A 14,606-nucleotide genomic window follows, 5' to 3' on the forward strand; every position below is an offset into this window, starting at 1 on the left:
AATTAATGTTCTTATAACAAATTTAGAAAGATTTATGCAGTATGGATTGCTCATTGTAACAGAAAAAAGTTAGGTAATCATAATCCGAAATTATTAAAGCAGTATTATCCTGCAGGTCCTTGAGCCGTACAGACCATATTTTTGAGCCGTAGAAGAAACCTGTATCTTTTCTGAACCTGTACTTTTGTAATATGAAAAACAGTACAAAAATTCAGTTAGGTGTTAACGGGCCGTTGGTGTCCGGACTTGGTTTAGGCTGCATGCGCATGTCTTCCATCTGGGGAGGCCCTACTCCGGACGAGACAGAAAGCATCGCTACCATCCGGGAGGCACTGGACCGGGGCATTAATTTTTTGAATACCGGAGACTTTTACGGTGCGGGCCATAATGAGATGCTTATCGGCAAAGCCATTAAAGGCAGGCGTGATGATGCTTTTATCAGTGTAAAGTTCGGGGCTGTCTTTCACAATGGCCAGTGGCTGGGGATGGACCTGCGCCCTTCATCAATCAAGAATTTCATCAATTACTCTCTGACACGTCTGGGTATAGAAACCATTGATCTCTACCAGCCGAGCCGTATGGATGGCAGCGTACCGCTGGAAGATATTATCGGAACGGTTGCCGATCTGGTTAAAGAAGGCAAAGTACGCCACATCGGTGTCTCTGAGATTTCAGCTGAACAGCTCCGCGAAGCCGGCAGCATTCATCCGATTAGTGCGCTTGAGATCGGCTATTCACTGGCCGACCGCCAGATAGAAAATGAACTTCTGCCTGCGGCAAGGGAATTAGGCATTGCGGTAGTGGCTTTTGCCAATACTGCAGAAGGTTTACTCACCGGCGAAATGAAAGCACCGCTTCCTGAAAACGATTACCGCAATCATTTTTCACGTTTCCAGGGTGAAAACCTGATCAAGAACCTGGAAAAAGTGGAAGTGTTAAAGAATATGGCCCGCCATAAAGCCTGCACACCGACACAGCTTGCGATTGCCTGGGTGAAGGAACAGGGCAATTATATCATGCCTCTGGTAAGCATGAGCCGAAGGACGCGCCTGCCGGAAAATATCGAGGCCATGGAAATTGTATTTACTCCGGAAGAAATGAGCCTGTTAAACACTACCTTTGCCACAGGTGCCATATATGGCAGCACTTACCTAGAGCGTTAAATGAATACTACCAGTCCAGCAGAAATCCTTCCGGGAGTTATTTTTTATTCTTACCTCTCTGCCGAGCAGAAAGAGAAAATCTGTCTGTGGAACCATCATACCCTGATATTACAGGTTTCAGGGCAGCTTGTCCTGGAAACCTCCAGGCAGACCATTTCAATGGACGGAGGGGAACTGCTGCTCATCGGAAGAAACCAGCTGGGTACGCTCACCAAAACCCCGGCGTCAGGTGGATATTACGAAACCATAGTAATCTCGCTTCAGGAAGACCTGCTCCGTAAAATTGCATTAGAAGAAAAACTGGAAGCAGACGGAAAGTATACCGGTCTTACAAATATTCTGATCCCGTCCAATGAATTCCTGCAGGGATATTTTCAGTCTGTAATTCCGTATGCCCGCCGCTCGGGAACGGCCGTTACGGATGAAATGGGCATCCTCAAGGTAAAAGAAGGCGTTAAACTTTTGCTGCTGGCCCTGCCGGAGCTCAGGAACTTTCTATTCGACTTTTCGGAACCTTATAAAATCGACCTGGAAAAATTCATGCTGAATAATTTCCATTTCAACATCCCCGTAGAAAAATTTGCACAGCTTACCGGCCGCAGCCTGGCCGGTTTCAAGCGGGATTTCCAAAAAACATTCGCATCACCGCCACGCCACTGGCTGCAGGACAAGCGGCTGAGCACAGCAAAATACCTTATAGAAACAAAGCACCAGAAGCCTTCAGCAATATATCTGGATCTGGGCTTTCAGAGCCTGTCGCATTTCTCCTCTTCCTTTAAAAAGAAATTCGGCATGGCTCCTACCGAATGCCTCAGCAATTCTATTTATTAAAGACAATAAAAATACTGTTCCTTAAAAGCTATCATTCAGATCAATAGATTCCTTATTTCAGTCAGGTATTTTTATGTTATCTTTAACTACTTTTACAGATAGACAGCAAAGTTTATGAACATTAATTTTAATCTCTCCATATCCGTTTTTTGTGCATTAGTTCTTTCTTTAAGATGTACAGCACAGCAGGCACCGCAGAAAAACTATTCTTTATTCCACCCTGTTCCGAAAAGCCTGATGCGGGAAATGGAAACGGACCGTCCTGATGTAACGGAATCTCCTTTTACAGTGGATGCAGGGCATTTTCAGATTGAAACAGACCTTGTGAATCTGATCAGAGAAAAATCGGACACCAAGGAAACCCATACTTTGCTGATCAATCAGGCAAATCTTAAAATCGGGATTACCGGTTCTACGGCGATACAGATCGGGTTCCAGACCTATGGCAGGCAAAAAGAAAAAAACGGGCCTTCGGAAGCTGCTGAAATCCATGAGGGCCATGGTGACCTGACGTTTAGAATCAAACAGAACCTGCTCGGGAACGATCACGGGAACTTTGTCCTGGCCATTTTACCGTATGTAAAGTTTCCCACATCAAAATATGATGAAAACAGCCGCCTTGAGGGCGGGCTTATTGTCCCGATGCTGTACAAACTGCCGGGGGAATGGAAACTCGGATTCCAGGTGGAGGCAGACCGGCTCAAAGACAAAGATCAGCAGGCCATGCATACTGAATTTTTACAATCGCTGACCGTCAGCCATCCGCTGCTGAAAGGGATTGAAGGAATTGCAGAAACCTATTATACGTATGATTTTAAAGAGCATGAGTTTTCAAATTTTATCAATGCGGCCGTTCAGATGGAAGTAGCAAAAGACTTTAAACTTGATGCGGGGCTAAATTACGGGATACAGCATACGGCGGAAAAGCATTACTTTATCGGGGCTTCTTACCGCCTTTAAGAAAATATTATTCCAGTAGTTTGAAATTCTTAACTTTACCGCATGAAAGAAAAGGTTACACGGGTCATTTCGGAATTTAACAGTGAGCTGAAGCTTCAGGGATTCAAGGCATTTCAGATTGAAAATGACAGCAATGACACCCGCACCTACAGCCGGAAAGATTTTTATAAAATATGCCTCACCACGGGTAAAAGCAAAATCCATTATTCTGATAAAACCTTTGAACAGGAAGGCACGATCCTTTTTTTTGGTAACCCGCATATACCTTATTCCTGGGAAACCATTTCTACCGCCTATGCCGGATATACCATTCTTTTTTCTGAAGAATTCTTCAAAAATTCTGAACGTTCCGAAAGCCTGCAGCAGTCTTCTTTCTTTAAAATCGGAGGCACGCCTGTTTTAAAAATCACGGAAGAACAGCGGGTTTTTCTCAATACCATTTTTCAGAAAATGATTGCCGAGCAGGAAAGCGATTATGTATTTAAGGATGAACTGATCCGCAATTACATCAGCCTTATCATTCATGAATCTCTAAAGATGGAACCTTCTGAACAGTATGACCAGAACAGGAATGCAGCTTCCAGGTTATCATCCGTTTTCCTTGAATTGCTGGAAAGGCAGTTCCCGATAGAAACCTCCGGCAACCCGCTTACCTTAAAAACAGCACAGCATTACGCGCAACATCTAAACGTGCATACCAATTACCTGAACCGTGCCGTGAAAGAAGTAACGGGGAAATCTACCACCGCCCATATTTCCGAGCGCATTATTACGGAAGCCAAAGCACTGCTTCAGCATACGGACTGGAGTATTTCGGAAATCGCGTATGCGCTGGGGTATGAATATCCTACCTACTTCAACAACTTTTTTAAAAAAGTAACAGGAACCAATCCTAAATCATTCCGGGCCGCCGAAGTTTGAATTTCTTAATTTTTGGTTTGATAATCATTACCGCTTCCCCTTCAGGCGGTTATACCTTTGTACCAGATGATTAAACCCAATTAAGATGAAGGATCCACAACATAATACCGCTGCCAGTTTACCTGAAAAAGACATTTTTGAAAGACTGAAATCAGGTGAGGCGGTGTACACTACCGACCCCGGTTATGATAAAATCAATGAAACCGTTGCCAGGACATTACGGCTTTCGCAACAGTTAAATTCTTCTGACAATGTTAAGGACGTCAGGCATTATCTGTCTGAAATAACAGGAAATACGATTGATGACAGCACGACGGTCTTCCCGCCGTTTTACACCAATTTCGGAAAGTTTACCGCCATCGGGAAAAATGTATTTATCAACCATGCCTGTTCATTTCTGGATATGGGCGGAATTACCGTTGAAGATAATGTCCTGATCGGCCCGAAGGTGAATCTCATTACAGAAAACCATCCGGTGAATCCTGATGAGAGGCGGGCATTGGTTACAAAACCCATTACCATCAGGAAAGGAGCATGGATCGGTGCCGGGGCAACCGTTCTTCCCGGTGTCACCGTTGGTGAAAATGCAATTGTAGCTGCCGGTGCCGTGGTTTCAAAAGATGTCCCCGCTGATACCGTGGTGGGCGGAATCCCTGCAAAAACCATCAGAAAGATCAATCATGAAACCATTTAAGCTAACACTGAAAGGCATTTTCTCAGCCTCCGTTTTATCAGTAGCCCTTCTATCGTGTAACAATAAAAATTCAGAAATAATGGACAAAGAACATACAACTTCTCTTTTTCCGAAAGGAGAAAAATTATCGAATGACTGGTTTACCGGCAATGCTTTTTTATCGCCTTTGGTAGCGCAAGATAAAAATAACGGATTCTCTGCCGGAGCCGTCACCTTTGAAAAAGGGGCAAGAACCCACTGGCATACACATCCGAAAGGCCAGGTTCTGGTGGTAACAGAGGGATCAGGACTTTATCAGGAAAAAGGAAAACCTGCGCAGGCAATCAGGAGAGGCGATGTGGTCAATATTCCGGAAAATACGGAACACTGGCACGGCGCCACGGCAGATACCCCGATGACCCATATTGCGATTACCAATTTTAAAGATGAGGTACAGGTAACATGGCTGAAACCGGTAACAGACGTAGAATTTCACGATGCCAATAATCAAAGTAAATGAAGAAAAGACTCACACTGATCATGGCTGCCGCTTTATTATTTTCAGGACAGCTATCGGCACAGACCGGACGTAAACCATTAAAAAATTCAAAGAAAATGAATTCAACAGAACAGACAGAACATTATACATTCAAACTCAGTGATCAGGTAAGCCGCCGGAAAGTAAGCTTTAAAAACCGCTACGGAATTACATTATCGGGAGATTTATATCTTCCCAAAAATGCTAAAACCGAAGCATTACCGGCATTGGCCATCAGCGGGCCCTTCGGAGCTGTGAAAGAACAGTCTTCAGGATTATATGCCAGCCAGATGGCAGAACGCGGCTTTGCAGCCATTGCATTTGATCCTTCTTATACCGGTGAAAGCAGCGGCAACCCGAGAAATGTTTCTTCACCGGAAATCAATACCGAAGATTTCAGTGCGGCCGTTGACTTTTTAGGGCTTCAGAAAAATATAGACCGCAACAAAATCGGGATTATCGGGATCTGCGGCTTCGGAGGTTTTGCCTTAAATGCCACGGCTGCTGATAAACGTGTAAAAGCTGTTGCCACAACCAGCCTGTATGATATGACCAGGCTTATGTCTAAAGGATACCATGATGCGGTTACTCCGGAACAGCGTACAAAAACACTGAAAGACCTCAGCCTGCAGCGTTGGAAAGATGCCGAAAACGGAGAACCTGCCGGCGGTCCCCGTAATTTGCCTGAAAAACTGAACGGTGACGAGCCTCAGTTTGTTAAAGAATATTTTGATTATTACCGGACACCCCGCGGTTTTCACCCGAACTCGGTAAACTCAAACGGAGCCTGGCTGATCACCAATCCACTATCCTTTATGAACATGCCCATCCTTACTTATGTAAAAGAAATTTCACCAAGGCCGATGCTTCTGATTGCCGGTGAACGCGCGCACTCGCGTTATTTCAGTGAAGATATTTATAAAAATGCATCAGAACCGAAAGAATTAATGATTATCCCTGATGCCGTTCATGTAGACCTGTATGACAGAACGGATGTGATTCCGTTTGACCGGCTGGAAAGCTTTTTCAGGACCCATCTTAAATAAGGATACCTCCAGCAGCTCTTTTATGATCCCGGCCGGCCTTTTGGTTTTGGCCGGGATTATTTATTGATGCTATTTACTAAAGCTGAATATTGCATTCATTACCTAATTTTAATTTACGGATTTTTAAAGCACCAGTATTTATGTTTTTACAGGATGGCGATTAAATATTGATGTGACGGGAACGCGCGGTATGGTTCCAGCGGGAAACAATCTGTCTCTGTTCAACAACCGCGCAGCCTTCGTACAAATTGCAGGTACGTCCTATATGATAAGGAAGTCCGTACACTGCATCGCCTACCTGAAGCTTTGGCGTACCGGAAACTAAAAGATGTTCTTCACTTTGTGAAATGACCATGGCCTCTGGAAGCTCAGGCATCCATATCCGTTCATCCGGTTTTCCTTCTGAGGAAACTGATTTGTAACCTAAATCCAGGCAGGCAGTTTCTGTATGGGGTTTTGAAATGACCCGGGTGACAACAGCGGCGGCAGCTTCAAAACCGAGCTCAGGAAAAGAATCCTGATAATGACGGTCCCAATAAACACATGTTCCCGGACTGCATTCTACGTCAGGATGCTTTGCATAAAACCGGATGGTAGGCGTACTTCCTGCCACAATGCGCGGGGTATCAAATCCTGAATATTCAAGTTCGGATACCAAATTCCTGACTGTATTGAAACCTGCTTCTGCTCTTGCCAGTCGTACCTTTTCATTGGGTTCCGTCAAATGACCGTCATAGGCATGCAAGCCCAAGATCTTAATATTATTTAAACTGCTGCACCTATGAAACAGCTTTATCACCTCATCTCCCGGAACAATACCGGTCCGGTCCATTCCTACATTCAGATCGATCCATACTTCTGCCATCACACCGGAATCAGAAGCAGCATCTGAAATTTGGGTAGCAGAGGTTATATGATCAACCAGACAGGAAAACCGGCTGGCCGGATATTGAAGCATTAAATTAATAAAGCGGTCTATTTTAGGCCCGACGGGCTGATAGGCTATTAAAATATCCTCAGCACCGTTTATAGCAAGCATTTCTGCTTCTGCAACAGTAGCACATTTAAATTTGGTAATCCCTGCCACTATGAAAAGCCTGACCACTTCAGGACATTTGTGTGTCTTTACGTGCGGCCGGACCTGGTTTTTACTTCCGAACATACTGATTAACAAATCAATATTTCTTCTGATTTTATCCGGATACACTGCCAGGAACGGGGTATCATACGTATCCAGGTTTTCTATTGTATAATTTGTTGCCATACCTTCTTGATGATCAATCGGGATGCCGGAATTCCCGGAAAAAATTTTTAATGACAAGATGTGATTGAAAACTTATGGGGCAGGCAGGAGAATATGGTCCTTTCACGTAAGGATACATCAGAATTTATTAAAAAACAGGAGATAATTTTAAAATTAATAAAGTTCAGCCAACGCAATAGTAAAACCCAATTAATTAAACGATTTCCTGAATTCCAACGGGGAAAGGTTGGTTTTTGTTTTGAAAAGGCGGCTGAACGACTGCGGATGCTCAAATCCAAGCTGATAGGCAATTTCGGCAACGGAAGAATTGGACGTTGACAGTATTTCCTTTGCTTTTTCAATCATCTTACCGTGAATCAGCTGCTGGGCATTTTGCCCGGTATAAGAACGCAGCATGTCACTCAGGTAACCCGGCGAAACATTCAGCTGCTCAGAAAGGTTCTGAACACTCAGCGTACCTTCCGCCATCGGGGTTCCGGCACTGAAATACCCATCAATAATATCCTCCAGTTTCTGCAGCAGATCGCTGTTGGCCGCTTTTCTTGTGATAAACTGGCGCTTGTAGAAACGGTTGCTGTAATTCAGCAGCAGCTCGACCTGGGAAACGATGACGTCCTGACTGAAATCGTCAATCCGGCCGTTTAATTCGTCATCGATAATCCCGAAAATTGAAAAAACAGTCGATTTTTCCTTTTCGGACAGGTGCAGGGCTTCATTGGCAGTATATGAAAAGAACCCGAATTCCCGGATCTTCTTTGCCAGCGGATAAGAGAGCAGAAAATCCGGATGGATCAGCAGCAGATGGCCGGAACCCGCCTGACCTGAAGGCGATTCAAACAGTTGGTTGGGCGCTGTAAACACCAGTCCGCCTTCACCGAAATCATAATGGTTCTGTCCGTACTTTGCTTTTCCGCAAAGAAGTGGCTTGTACGCGATCTTATAAAAAGGCAGGACAATGGATGGCGGCAGCTTCCCTTCTTCTACCGTCATGTCTTTGATATCGATATAACTGACCAGCGGGTGCAGTGGCTTGGGTAGGCCGAAAACACGGTGAAAATCAGTTAAGGACTCAAATTTATAGAATGCAGTTTCTTCCTTTTTCATAAAGTAAATGTAAACAATTCAGAGATAAATGGGAAGCTTCTCAGAAAGAGAAGCTTCCATATAATTCAGCTTAAGTTTCTACCACGGACAATCTCCTGTTTCCGGATTATGTTCTTCACTGATGAATTTTCCTGTAGGCCCGTCATTGCCTATCATAGCATATCTGGCAATACGTTCCCCACCTTGCTCAGCAGTTCCGGTACCGCCATAATTATTGAAATCAGTAGCAACGAAGCCGGGACAGACTGCATTTACTTTAAACGGCGTATCCCGTAATTCGTATGCCAGATCTATCGTATACATATTCATGGCAGCTTTGGATGCAGGATAAACCGCAGCCTTGTGGGTATAATATTTCCAGTTGGGGTCGCTGTTTAACGTTAATGAGCATCCGCTGGACGATACATTGACAATCCTCGGCTGTCCAGCATTTCTCAGCAGGTCGATAAAGGCCTGGGTTACCCGTACCACACCGTACACATTGGTATCAAAGACCGATTTAAACTGATCAATGGAGGCATCAAACGGAGACTGCGGCCATCCGCCGTTGATCCCCGCATTGTTGATCAGGGCATCAAGCACCCCGGTCTTTTTCCCTATGGCTTCACGGGCTGATTGTACAGACTCGGTATCCGTAACATCCAGCTGAACGGCTTCGGCATTTTCAAAACCTTCTCTCTTAAGCTGTTCCACAGCTGCATTCCCGTTTTCTATCGTACGGGATCCGATAAAAACATAATATCCGTGACGGAGCATCTGACGGGCTGTTTCTAAACCGATGCCTTTATTCGCTCCGGTAATCAATACTTTTTTCATATCTTATTAATTTAATGATTGATAAATGAGTGCAAATTCTTTGGCGAAATCCGTCAGTTTGGTTTTTCCTAAAACCGGACGGTTGCGGTAGTAATCTTCATATAAACTTCCGCTTCGCTGGGCAGCCTGCATTTCCACAAAGCCTTTGGCAATCCATGCGTTCATTCCCGCGGCAAGCATTTCGCTGAACATTTCTTCATCCGGGACTATCTTCCATTTTAAATCCGGTCTGCCTATGGCTTCACCGATAATGGCAGCAATTTCGTTGGGTGAAACCTCATCACTGGCAAGATAACGCACCGTTCTGCCTTCAAACGGTTTCTCCATTTCTCCGGCGATTGCCGCTGCAATGTCAACCGGTGAAACCCAGGGTTCTTTCTGATCGCCTCCATAACCCTGGATAATCGCTCCCTGTGTCCTGATCATCTGTACATATCTGAAGATATTGGTATAGAACCCGACAGGCCGCATAAATTTAATCGATACGTTATCCGAAAGCTGCCCCAGGATGTTCTCCACCTTGTGGTGAAGGTAGAGGCTGCCGGTTCCTTGATCCGTATGTGCCCCGATGCTGCTGAGGTGAACAATTTTTTTAACGCCTGACCCTTCTATGGCCAGTTTGTAGTTATGACCGATATCTTCAAACCCTGCCACAAAATCAACACTGTTATCGAAGATGCTGCCTATGCCTTCCCATGCTTCCATCAGGTATACGATATCCGCTCCTTTGAAAGTCTCGGTTAAAAAGTCCGGATCCTGCATCGTCCCGATGGCTGCTTCAGCACCCATTGCTTCAATGTCTGCCCTCCTTTCCGGTGTACTGCTTATGACTTTTACATGATGTCCTTTCTGTAATAGCTCTGCGGCTAACGGCTTTCCGATGTTGCCTAATGATCCTGTAAGTACAATATTCATATGTCTGTATATTTTATAGTACAAAGGTGTGAAAGAACGTAAGGAATAAAATAACGGAATCGCGGGAGTTTGTAACCTGAATGCCTCCGGGGTTAAATTTGAATGTAATTATTCTGACGATGACCGTAAATAAAAACACCGTTTCTGTAAATAAAAGGAAACCTTTACCTTTAGCGTTATTATTAAACGTTGAGAATCTGCTTCGGGCTTATTTAAAACACTTAAGTTATTTCTCAAGTCAACTTATATGAAATATCAAGAGTTACCGTATTAATTTAAGTAATATATTTACTTTTGATTCAGTTGGATCTTCAATTGCAGTTAAATAAAAATTACTTAAAACATACTTTAAAAATATCCTGAAATCATCCGTGGAGAAATTTGTAACATTTATTAAAAAAATGATCGGCATCGATGAAACCGAGCTGAATATGGTGCTTTCAAAATGCAGAAAAAAAACGGTACCGAAAGGAAAACTGGTCCTGAAAAAAGGCCAGATTGCCGGTCAGTATTTTTTTATTCTCTCGGGAGGCCTACGGTTTTTTTATGAAGGACAGACCGCGGAAAATACAACCTGGGTGGTTTTTGAGAATGAATTCTTCACGGAAATATCCAGCCTGAACCCACAGAAACCCACGCGCTTCAATATCATTGCCATAGAAGATACGGAACTTATCGTCATTGATAAGAAAGACATGGATTTCCTGTATGGCTATATCCCGGTATGGCAGGAATTCGGACGGAAAATCTGGGAAGAAACGTGTGTGAGGATGATTGATCAGATCTTAAAGTTTCAGACCCTCACAGCTGAAGAAAGATATCTGGAATTTGTCAGCACGCCTGAGATCCTTCAGAAAATTCCGGTAAAGCAGCTGGCAAGCGTGCTGGGCATTACCCCCAATGCACTGAGCAGGATCAGAAAAAATATCCGGTAAAATGTATTTTCTACCAGATGGTAGTTTTGCTGCCTTAAAGACCATTTAACTTTGCAGTATAAAAATAAAACGGCATGAACGAAAATACAGACGTTACATTACATGATTACTCCGATGAGGAACTGATCAAAAAATTTCCGGGATTTGAAAATAAATACATCCGTGTAAACGGTGTAGGGATCCACTATGTTGAAGGCGGCAGCGGCGAACCGCTGATATGCCTGCCCGGCTGGCCCCAGACCTGGTATTCTTTACGGCCTGTCGCCATGCAGCTAGCCGAAAAATACCGGGTAATTATAGCAGACCTCAGGGGAATGGGGACTTCCGAAAAGCCGGAATCGGGATATGATAAAAAAACAATGGCTGCTGATATTTATGAGCTTGCCATTCAGCTCGGACTGGAAAAAATTAATATTATGGGTCATGATATCGGTGGCATGGTGGCGATGAGCTTCGCTTTCAACTATCCTGAAATGACCGGAAAACTTATTGTCCTGGACGGTTCACATCCGGGTGCAGAGATGCTCCAGATGCCGTTGATTCCCGCACCCGGAACTTTTAACGAGAAGATGGATGCTGAAATGCCTTATGCGTGGTGGATGGGCTTCAATCAGGTAAAAGGACTGCCCGAACAGCTATTGGAAGGGCGTTTCCACCTGTTGCAGGAATGGCTTTTTAAATATGTGATGATTGACGAAAGCAAAATGACCGGCCTCGAAAGAGGTGTATATGCAGCCGCTTATAACGACAGGGAAAGCATCAGGGCATCAAATGCATGGTATCAGGCTTTCAATCAGGATATTGAAGATGCAAAACATTATCCGAAATTGACAATGCCGATGCTGGGAATCGGCAGTTACATCAGTTACCATTACATGAATATGGGGCTTCCGTATGTTGCTTCCGATGTTCAGGTGGTCGGGATTACAGACAGCGGACATTATCTGTTTGAAGAACAGCCGCAACAGGTACTGGATATCATATTGCCCTTTTTAGCCTCTTAAAAAAATCAGAATGAAAAAAACAATTTTAGTTGCCGGTGCAACCGGAAACCTGGGATACAGGATCTGCAGGGAGTTAATACAACGCGGTGCCGAAGTGCGGGCCATTGTGCGCACTTCCTCTGACCCAGATAAAACAGAAGCCCTTGAAAAAATGGGAGTTGAGATTAAATGCATTGATTTTAACAATCCGGAAGCCATTGCAGAAGCTTGCAGAGAGGTCAGTTGCGTAGTATCCGTACTGGCAGGCTTAGGGGATGTTATTATCGATCTTCAGAAAAGAATTGCAGATGCCGCAATAGCAGCAGGCGTACCCAGATTTATCCCTTCCGATTTCTGTACAGACTATACACTTCTTAAAGAAGGCGAAAACAGGAATTTTGATCTGAGAAGAGTCTTCAGAACGTACATTGACAGTCTGCCGATACAGGTTTCTTCCGTTTTCAATGGCTGCTTTGCAGATATTTTAAAATACAATACCCCAATCCTTAATTTAAAGGATAAAAGCATCGGTTACTGGGGAGAGAGAGCCGATTGGAAACTGGATTTTACAACCATGGATAATACGGCATCTTTCACAGCGGAAGCAGCACTGGATGATCAGGCACCGAGAAATCTTCAGATTGCCAGTTTTCAGGTGAGCCCGAATATGCTGTCGGAAGAGGTAAAGGAAGTAAGCGGACAGGAATTTAAAATCCATCAGCTATCAAGCCTGGAACATTTTGCCGAAGCTATAAAAAAGCAGAGAGCCGAAGATCCGGCCGGTGAAAACGAGCTGTATGCTAAATTCCAGCAGGGACAATATATGTATTCAATGTTCACGGCACAGCATCATGAATTGGCCAATGGCCGTTATGAAGGTATTTCATGGACTTCATGTACAGATTATTTAAAGACTTTCCTGCAATAGGAATATATAATGATCTGGATTTCCTGATTGTTTTTAAACTACACCAGCATGTCCATAAAAGAAGATTTCGGGGATAACCAGATCTTCAGATAAAAAAATAAGGTGCTGCATCTGCAGCACCTTATTTTATATTAATCAGCTTAGTATACTGTTATTTAAACATCAGATTCCACCGTGTAACCGATAGGCTTGAAAGAATAGTTATTGGACATCTCCGCGGAACATGCGGTCATGCCTACAATCAGGTCCATTTTAGCCTCAATGATAATGTGGTCGCCGGCCCTGCTTTTTGGCGGCAGTACACTGATTTTCCCGGTTTCACCGTCTACCGCTACATGCATAAATACATTAAAGCAGATGGGTATTTCATCCGGTGTAATTCCGTACGGCTCCAGTGCTTCACAGAGGTTTCCGAAACATCCGCGGTGCGGGTTGGTATCGCCATAAATGATCCTGAAGGTATCGGCACTGCAGGGTGTCAGCAAAAAATCATGACGGCCTACGGTATCTTCTACAATATCAAACATAATATTGCTGCGGTTGGAGTAAAACGGGTTTCCTTTGGTAAGGAAAATGGTTTCCGCATAATCTATGGTTCTGCCTGAGGATAAATATTCTTTGGTATCATGAAGATTAAAACAGATAAAATCGGAGACCTGCTCTCCCTGGATATCGGTAATCATCAGTCGCTCCCCTTTCTTCAGGGTAAACGCAGCCCCGCTGCGTGGTGGTATGGTATTCATATATTTTTAGGTATAAAAGGGCACTTCCAGCTGTTGTCATACTGCATGCCGCTGTACTGGTATACTTCCGAGGCAGCACCGAAATCCTGAAGCATCGGGTTAATGGAGCCACTTAAGGCAACATCTTTTTTACGGACTATATTTTTCATTTTATCGTAACGTTTCAGCTCCCTCAGTTCCTCAAACTGGGCATGGGGATTGAATACGATGGCAGGATATTTAAAACGGCGTGCCGGCCGGCTGCTGTTCGGGTTAAGGCCGATGATAAAAAAAGCCTCTTCCTTTAAGCTGAAACTGAAAAGATCAGATTGGGGATCTGCACTTACCCTGCGGTCATAAGGGTAATCTTTAGCATCCAGGTCAGATAATGCCTGAAGGCGCATCCACATGAACTGCTCAAATAAAGCTTCATTAAGGCCTTCTGCTTCCGGGAAAATAATACATACGGTATGGAAATGATTGTCTGCGCTGCGGTATCCGTCTACAAATTCGTAAATGAAATCCAGAATCTGCCGGTCGTCTTTCGGGCAGGCAATATGACCTGCTACAAACAGTTTCATCTGGTCTTTGCTGAGTGCAGCTTTGGCGGCTACACAGGGAAATGATGCGTCATCAACAAATGCTTTAAAAGCATCCTCCGCAATCATTGCCTGATCTGAATTCTGTGTTATTGTGATTGGTGTCATATACTCTTCAATTCGCAAAGTTTATGCCACGGATCATGTTGTGGTACACATACCACAAGAAATAAATTTTAATAAATAATTGAAAATCAGATATTTATTT

General features: G+C 44.0%; 16 protein-coding genes. 10 read left to right on the forward strand and 6 right to left on the reverse strand.

Features of this window, described 5'->3' with window-relative positions:
- Nucleotides 1–191: 191 nt before the first annotated feature.
- The 7 genes from ASE55_RS11075 to ASE55_RS11105 all read left to right on the forward strand — a co-directional run bounded on the left by ASE55_RS11075 (nt 192) and on the right by ASE55_RS11105 (nt 6,132).
- Entirely contained in the window at nt 192–1,163 is a 972-nt protein-coding gene (locus ASE55_RS11075; protein ID WP_056219279.1) for an aldo/keto reductase, read from the forward strand.
- Entirely contained in the window at nt 1,164–1,994 is an 831-nt protein-coding gene (locus tag ASE55_RS11080) for a helix-turn-helix domain-containing protein (protein WP_056219282.1), read from the forward strand.
- Nucleotides 1,995–2,108: 114 nt separating this feature from the next.
- Nucleotides 2,109–2,954 (forward strand): transporter, encoded by an 846-nt coding sequence (locus ASE55_RS11085; RefSeq protein WP_056219286.1) that lies wholly within the window; start codon nt 2,109–2,111, stop codon nt 2,952–2,954.
- Between the two features lie 42 nt (nt 2,955–2,996).
- Entirely contained in the window at nt 2,997–3,875 is an 879-nt protein-coding gene (locus ASE55_RS11090) for a helix-turn-helix domain-containing protein (RefSeq protein WP_056219288.1), read from the forward strand.
- 85 nt (nt 3,876–3,960) lie between these two features.
- Entirely contained in the window at nt 3,961–4,569 is a 609-nt protein-coding gene (locus ASE55_RS11095) for a sugar O-acetyltransferase (RefSeq protein WP_056219291.1), read from the forward strand.
- Nucleotides 4,570–4,648: 79 nt separating this feature from the next.
- Entirely contained in the window at nt 4,649–5,068 is a 420-nt protein-coding gene (locus tag ASE55_RS11100) for a cupin domain-containing protein (protein ID WP_056219294.1), read from the forward strand.
- Nucleotides 5,065–6,132, forward strand: a complete 1,068-nt coding sequence (locus ASE55_RS11105; protein ID WP_056219297.1) for an alpha/beta hydrolase — start codon at nt 5,065–5,067, stop codon at nt 6,130–6,132. The genes ASE55_RS11100 and ASE55_RS11105 overlap by 4 nt, the downstream gene beginning before the upstream one ends.
- A gap of 160 nt (nt 6,133–6,292) precedes the next feature.
- Here ASE55_RS11105 and ASE55_RS11110 read toward each other — a convergent pair whose 3' ends face one another.
- The 4 genes from ASE55_RS11110 to ASE55_RS11125 all read right to left on the reverse strand — a co-directional run bounded on the left by ASE55_RS11110 (nt 6,293) and on the right by ASE55_RS11125 (nt 10,231).
- On the reverse strand, nt 6,293–7,396 hold the full coding sequence (locus tag ASE55_RS11110; RefSeq protein WP_128414552.1) for a D-TA family PLP-dependent enzyme: 1,104 nt from the start codon (nt 7,394–7,396) through the stop codon (nt 6,293–6,295).
- Between the two features lie 189 nt (nt 7,397–7,585).
- A complete protein-coding gene (locus tag ASE55_RS11115; protein ID WP_056219301.1) occupies nt 7,586–8,500 on the reverse strand; it encodes a helix-turn-helix domain-containing protein in 915 nt (304 codons plus the stop codon).
- A gap of 78 nt (nt 8,501–8,578) precedes the next feature.
- Complete coding sequence (locus tag ASE55_RS11120) at nt 8,579–9,316, reverse strand: SDR family oxidoreductase (protein WP_056219304.1); 738 nt, start codon at nt 9,314–9,316, stop codon at nt 8,579–8,581.
- Between the two features lie 6 nt (nt 9,317–9,322).
- The gene (locus ASE55_RS11125; protein ID WP_056219305.1) at nt 9,323–10,231 is read right to left on the reverse strand and encodes an NAD(P)H-binding protein; all 909 of its coding nucleotides are present in this window, start codon (nt 10,229–10,231) and stop codon (nt 9,323–9,325) included.
- 401 nt (nt 10,232–10,632) lie between these two features.
- On the opposite strand from ASE55_RS11125, the gene ASE55_RS11130 reads away from it, so the two are divergent.
- The 3 genes from ASE55_RS11130 to ASE55_RS11140 all read left to right on the forward strand — a co-directional run bounded on the left by ASE55_RS11130 (nt 10,633) and on the right by ASE55_RS11140 (nt 13,077).
- Nucleotides 10,633–11,166: a Crp/Fnr family transcriptional regulator gene (locus tag ASE55_RS11130; RefSeq protein ID WP_202967106.1), complete on the forward strand. Its 534-nt coding sequence runs from the start codon at nt 10,633–10,635 to the stop codon at nt 11,164–11,166.
- Between the two features lie 74 nt (nt 11,167–11,240).
- Complete coding sequence (locus ASE55_RS11135; protein ID WP_056219311.1) at nt 11,241–12,170, forward strand: alpha/beta fold hydrolase; 930 nt, start codon at nt 11,241–11,243, stop codon at nt 12,168–12,170.
- A 10-nt stretch (nt 12,171–12,180) separates the two neighbouring features.
- Nucleotides 12,181–13,077 carry an NmrA family NAD(P)-binding protein gene (locus ASE55_RS11140; RefSeq protein WP_056219314.1) on the forward strand — a complete coding sequence of 299 codons (897 nt, stop codon included), beginning with the start codon at nt 12,181–12,183 and terminating at the stop codon, nt 13,075–13,077.
- 155 nt (nt 13,078–13,232) lie between these two features.
- Here the strand turns inward: ASE55_RS11140 and ASE55_RS11145 are convergent, their stop codons facing one another.
- Nucleotides 13,233–13,820 carry a DUF1989 domain-containing protein gene (locus ASE55_RS11145; protein WP_056219317.1) on the reverse strand — a complete coding sequence of 196 codons (588 nt, stop codon included), beginning with the start codon at nt 13,818–13,820 and terminating at the stop codon, nt 13,233–13,235.
- A complete protein-coding gene (gntA, locus tag ASE55_RS11150) occupies nt 13,817–14,506 on the reverse strand; it encodes a guanitoxin biosynthesis heme-dependent pre-guanitoxin N-hydroxylase GntA (RefSeq protein ID WP_056219320.1) in 690 nt (229 codons plus the stop codon). Before gntA ends, ASE55_RS11145 begins: the two co-directional genes overlap by 4 nt.
- Nucleotides 14,507–14,606 lie beyond the last annotated feature (100 nt).

This window comes from Chryseobacterium sp. Leaf201, assembly GCF_001421435.1.
In the GTDB taxonomy this organism is placed as follows: domain Bacteria; phylum Bacteroidota; class Bacteroidia; order Flavobacteriales; family Weeksellaceae; genus Chryseobacterium.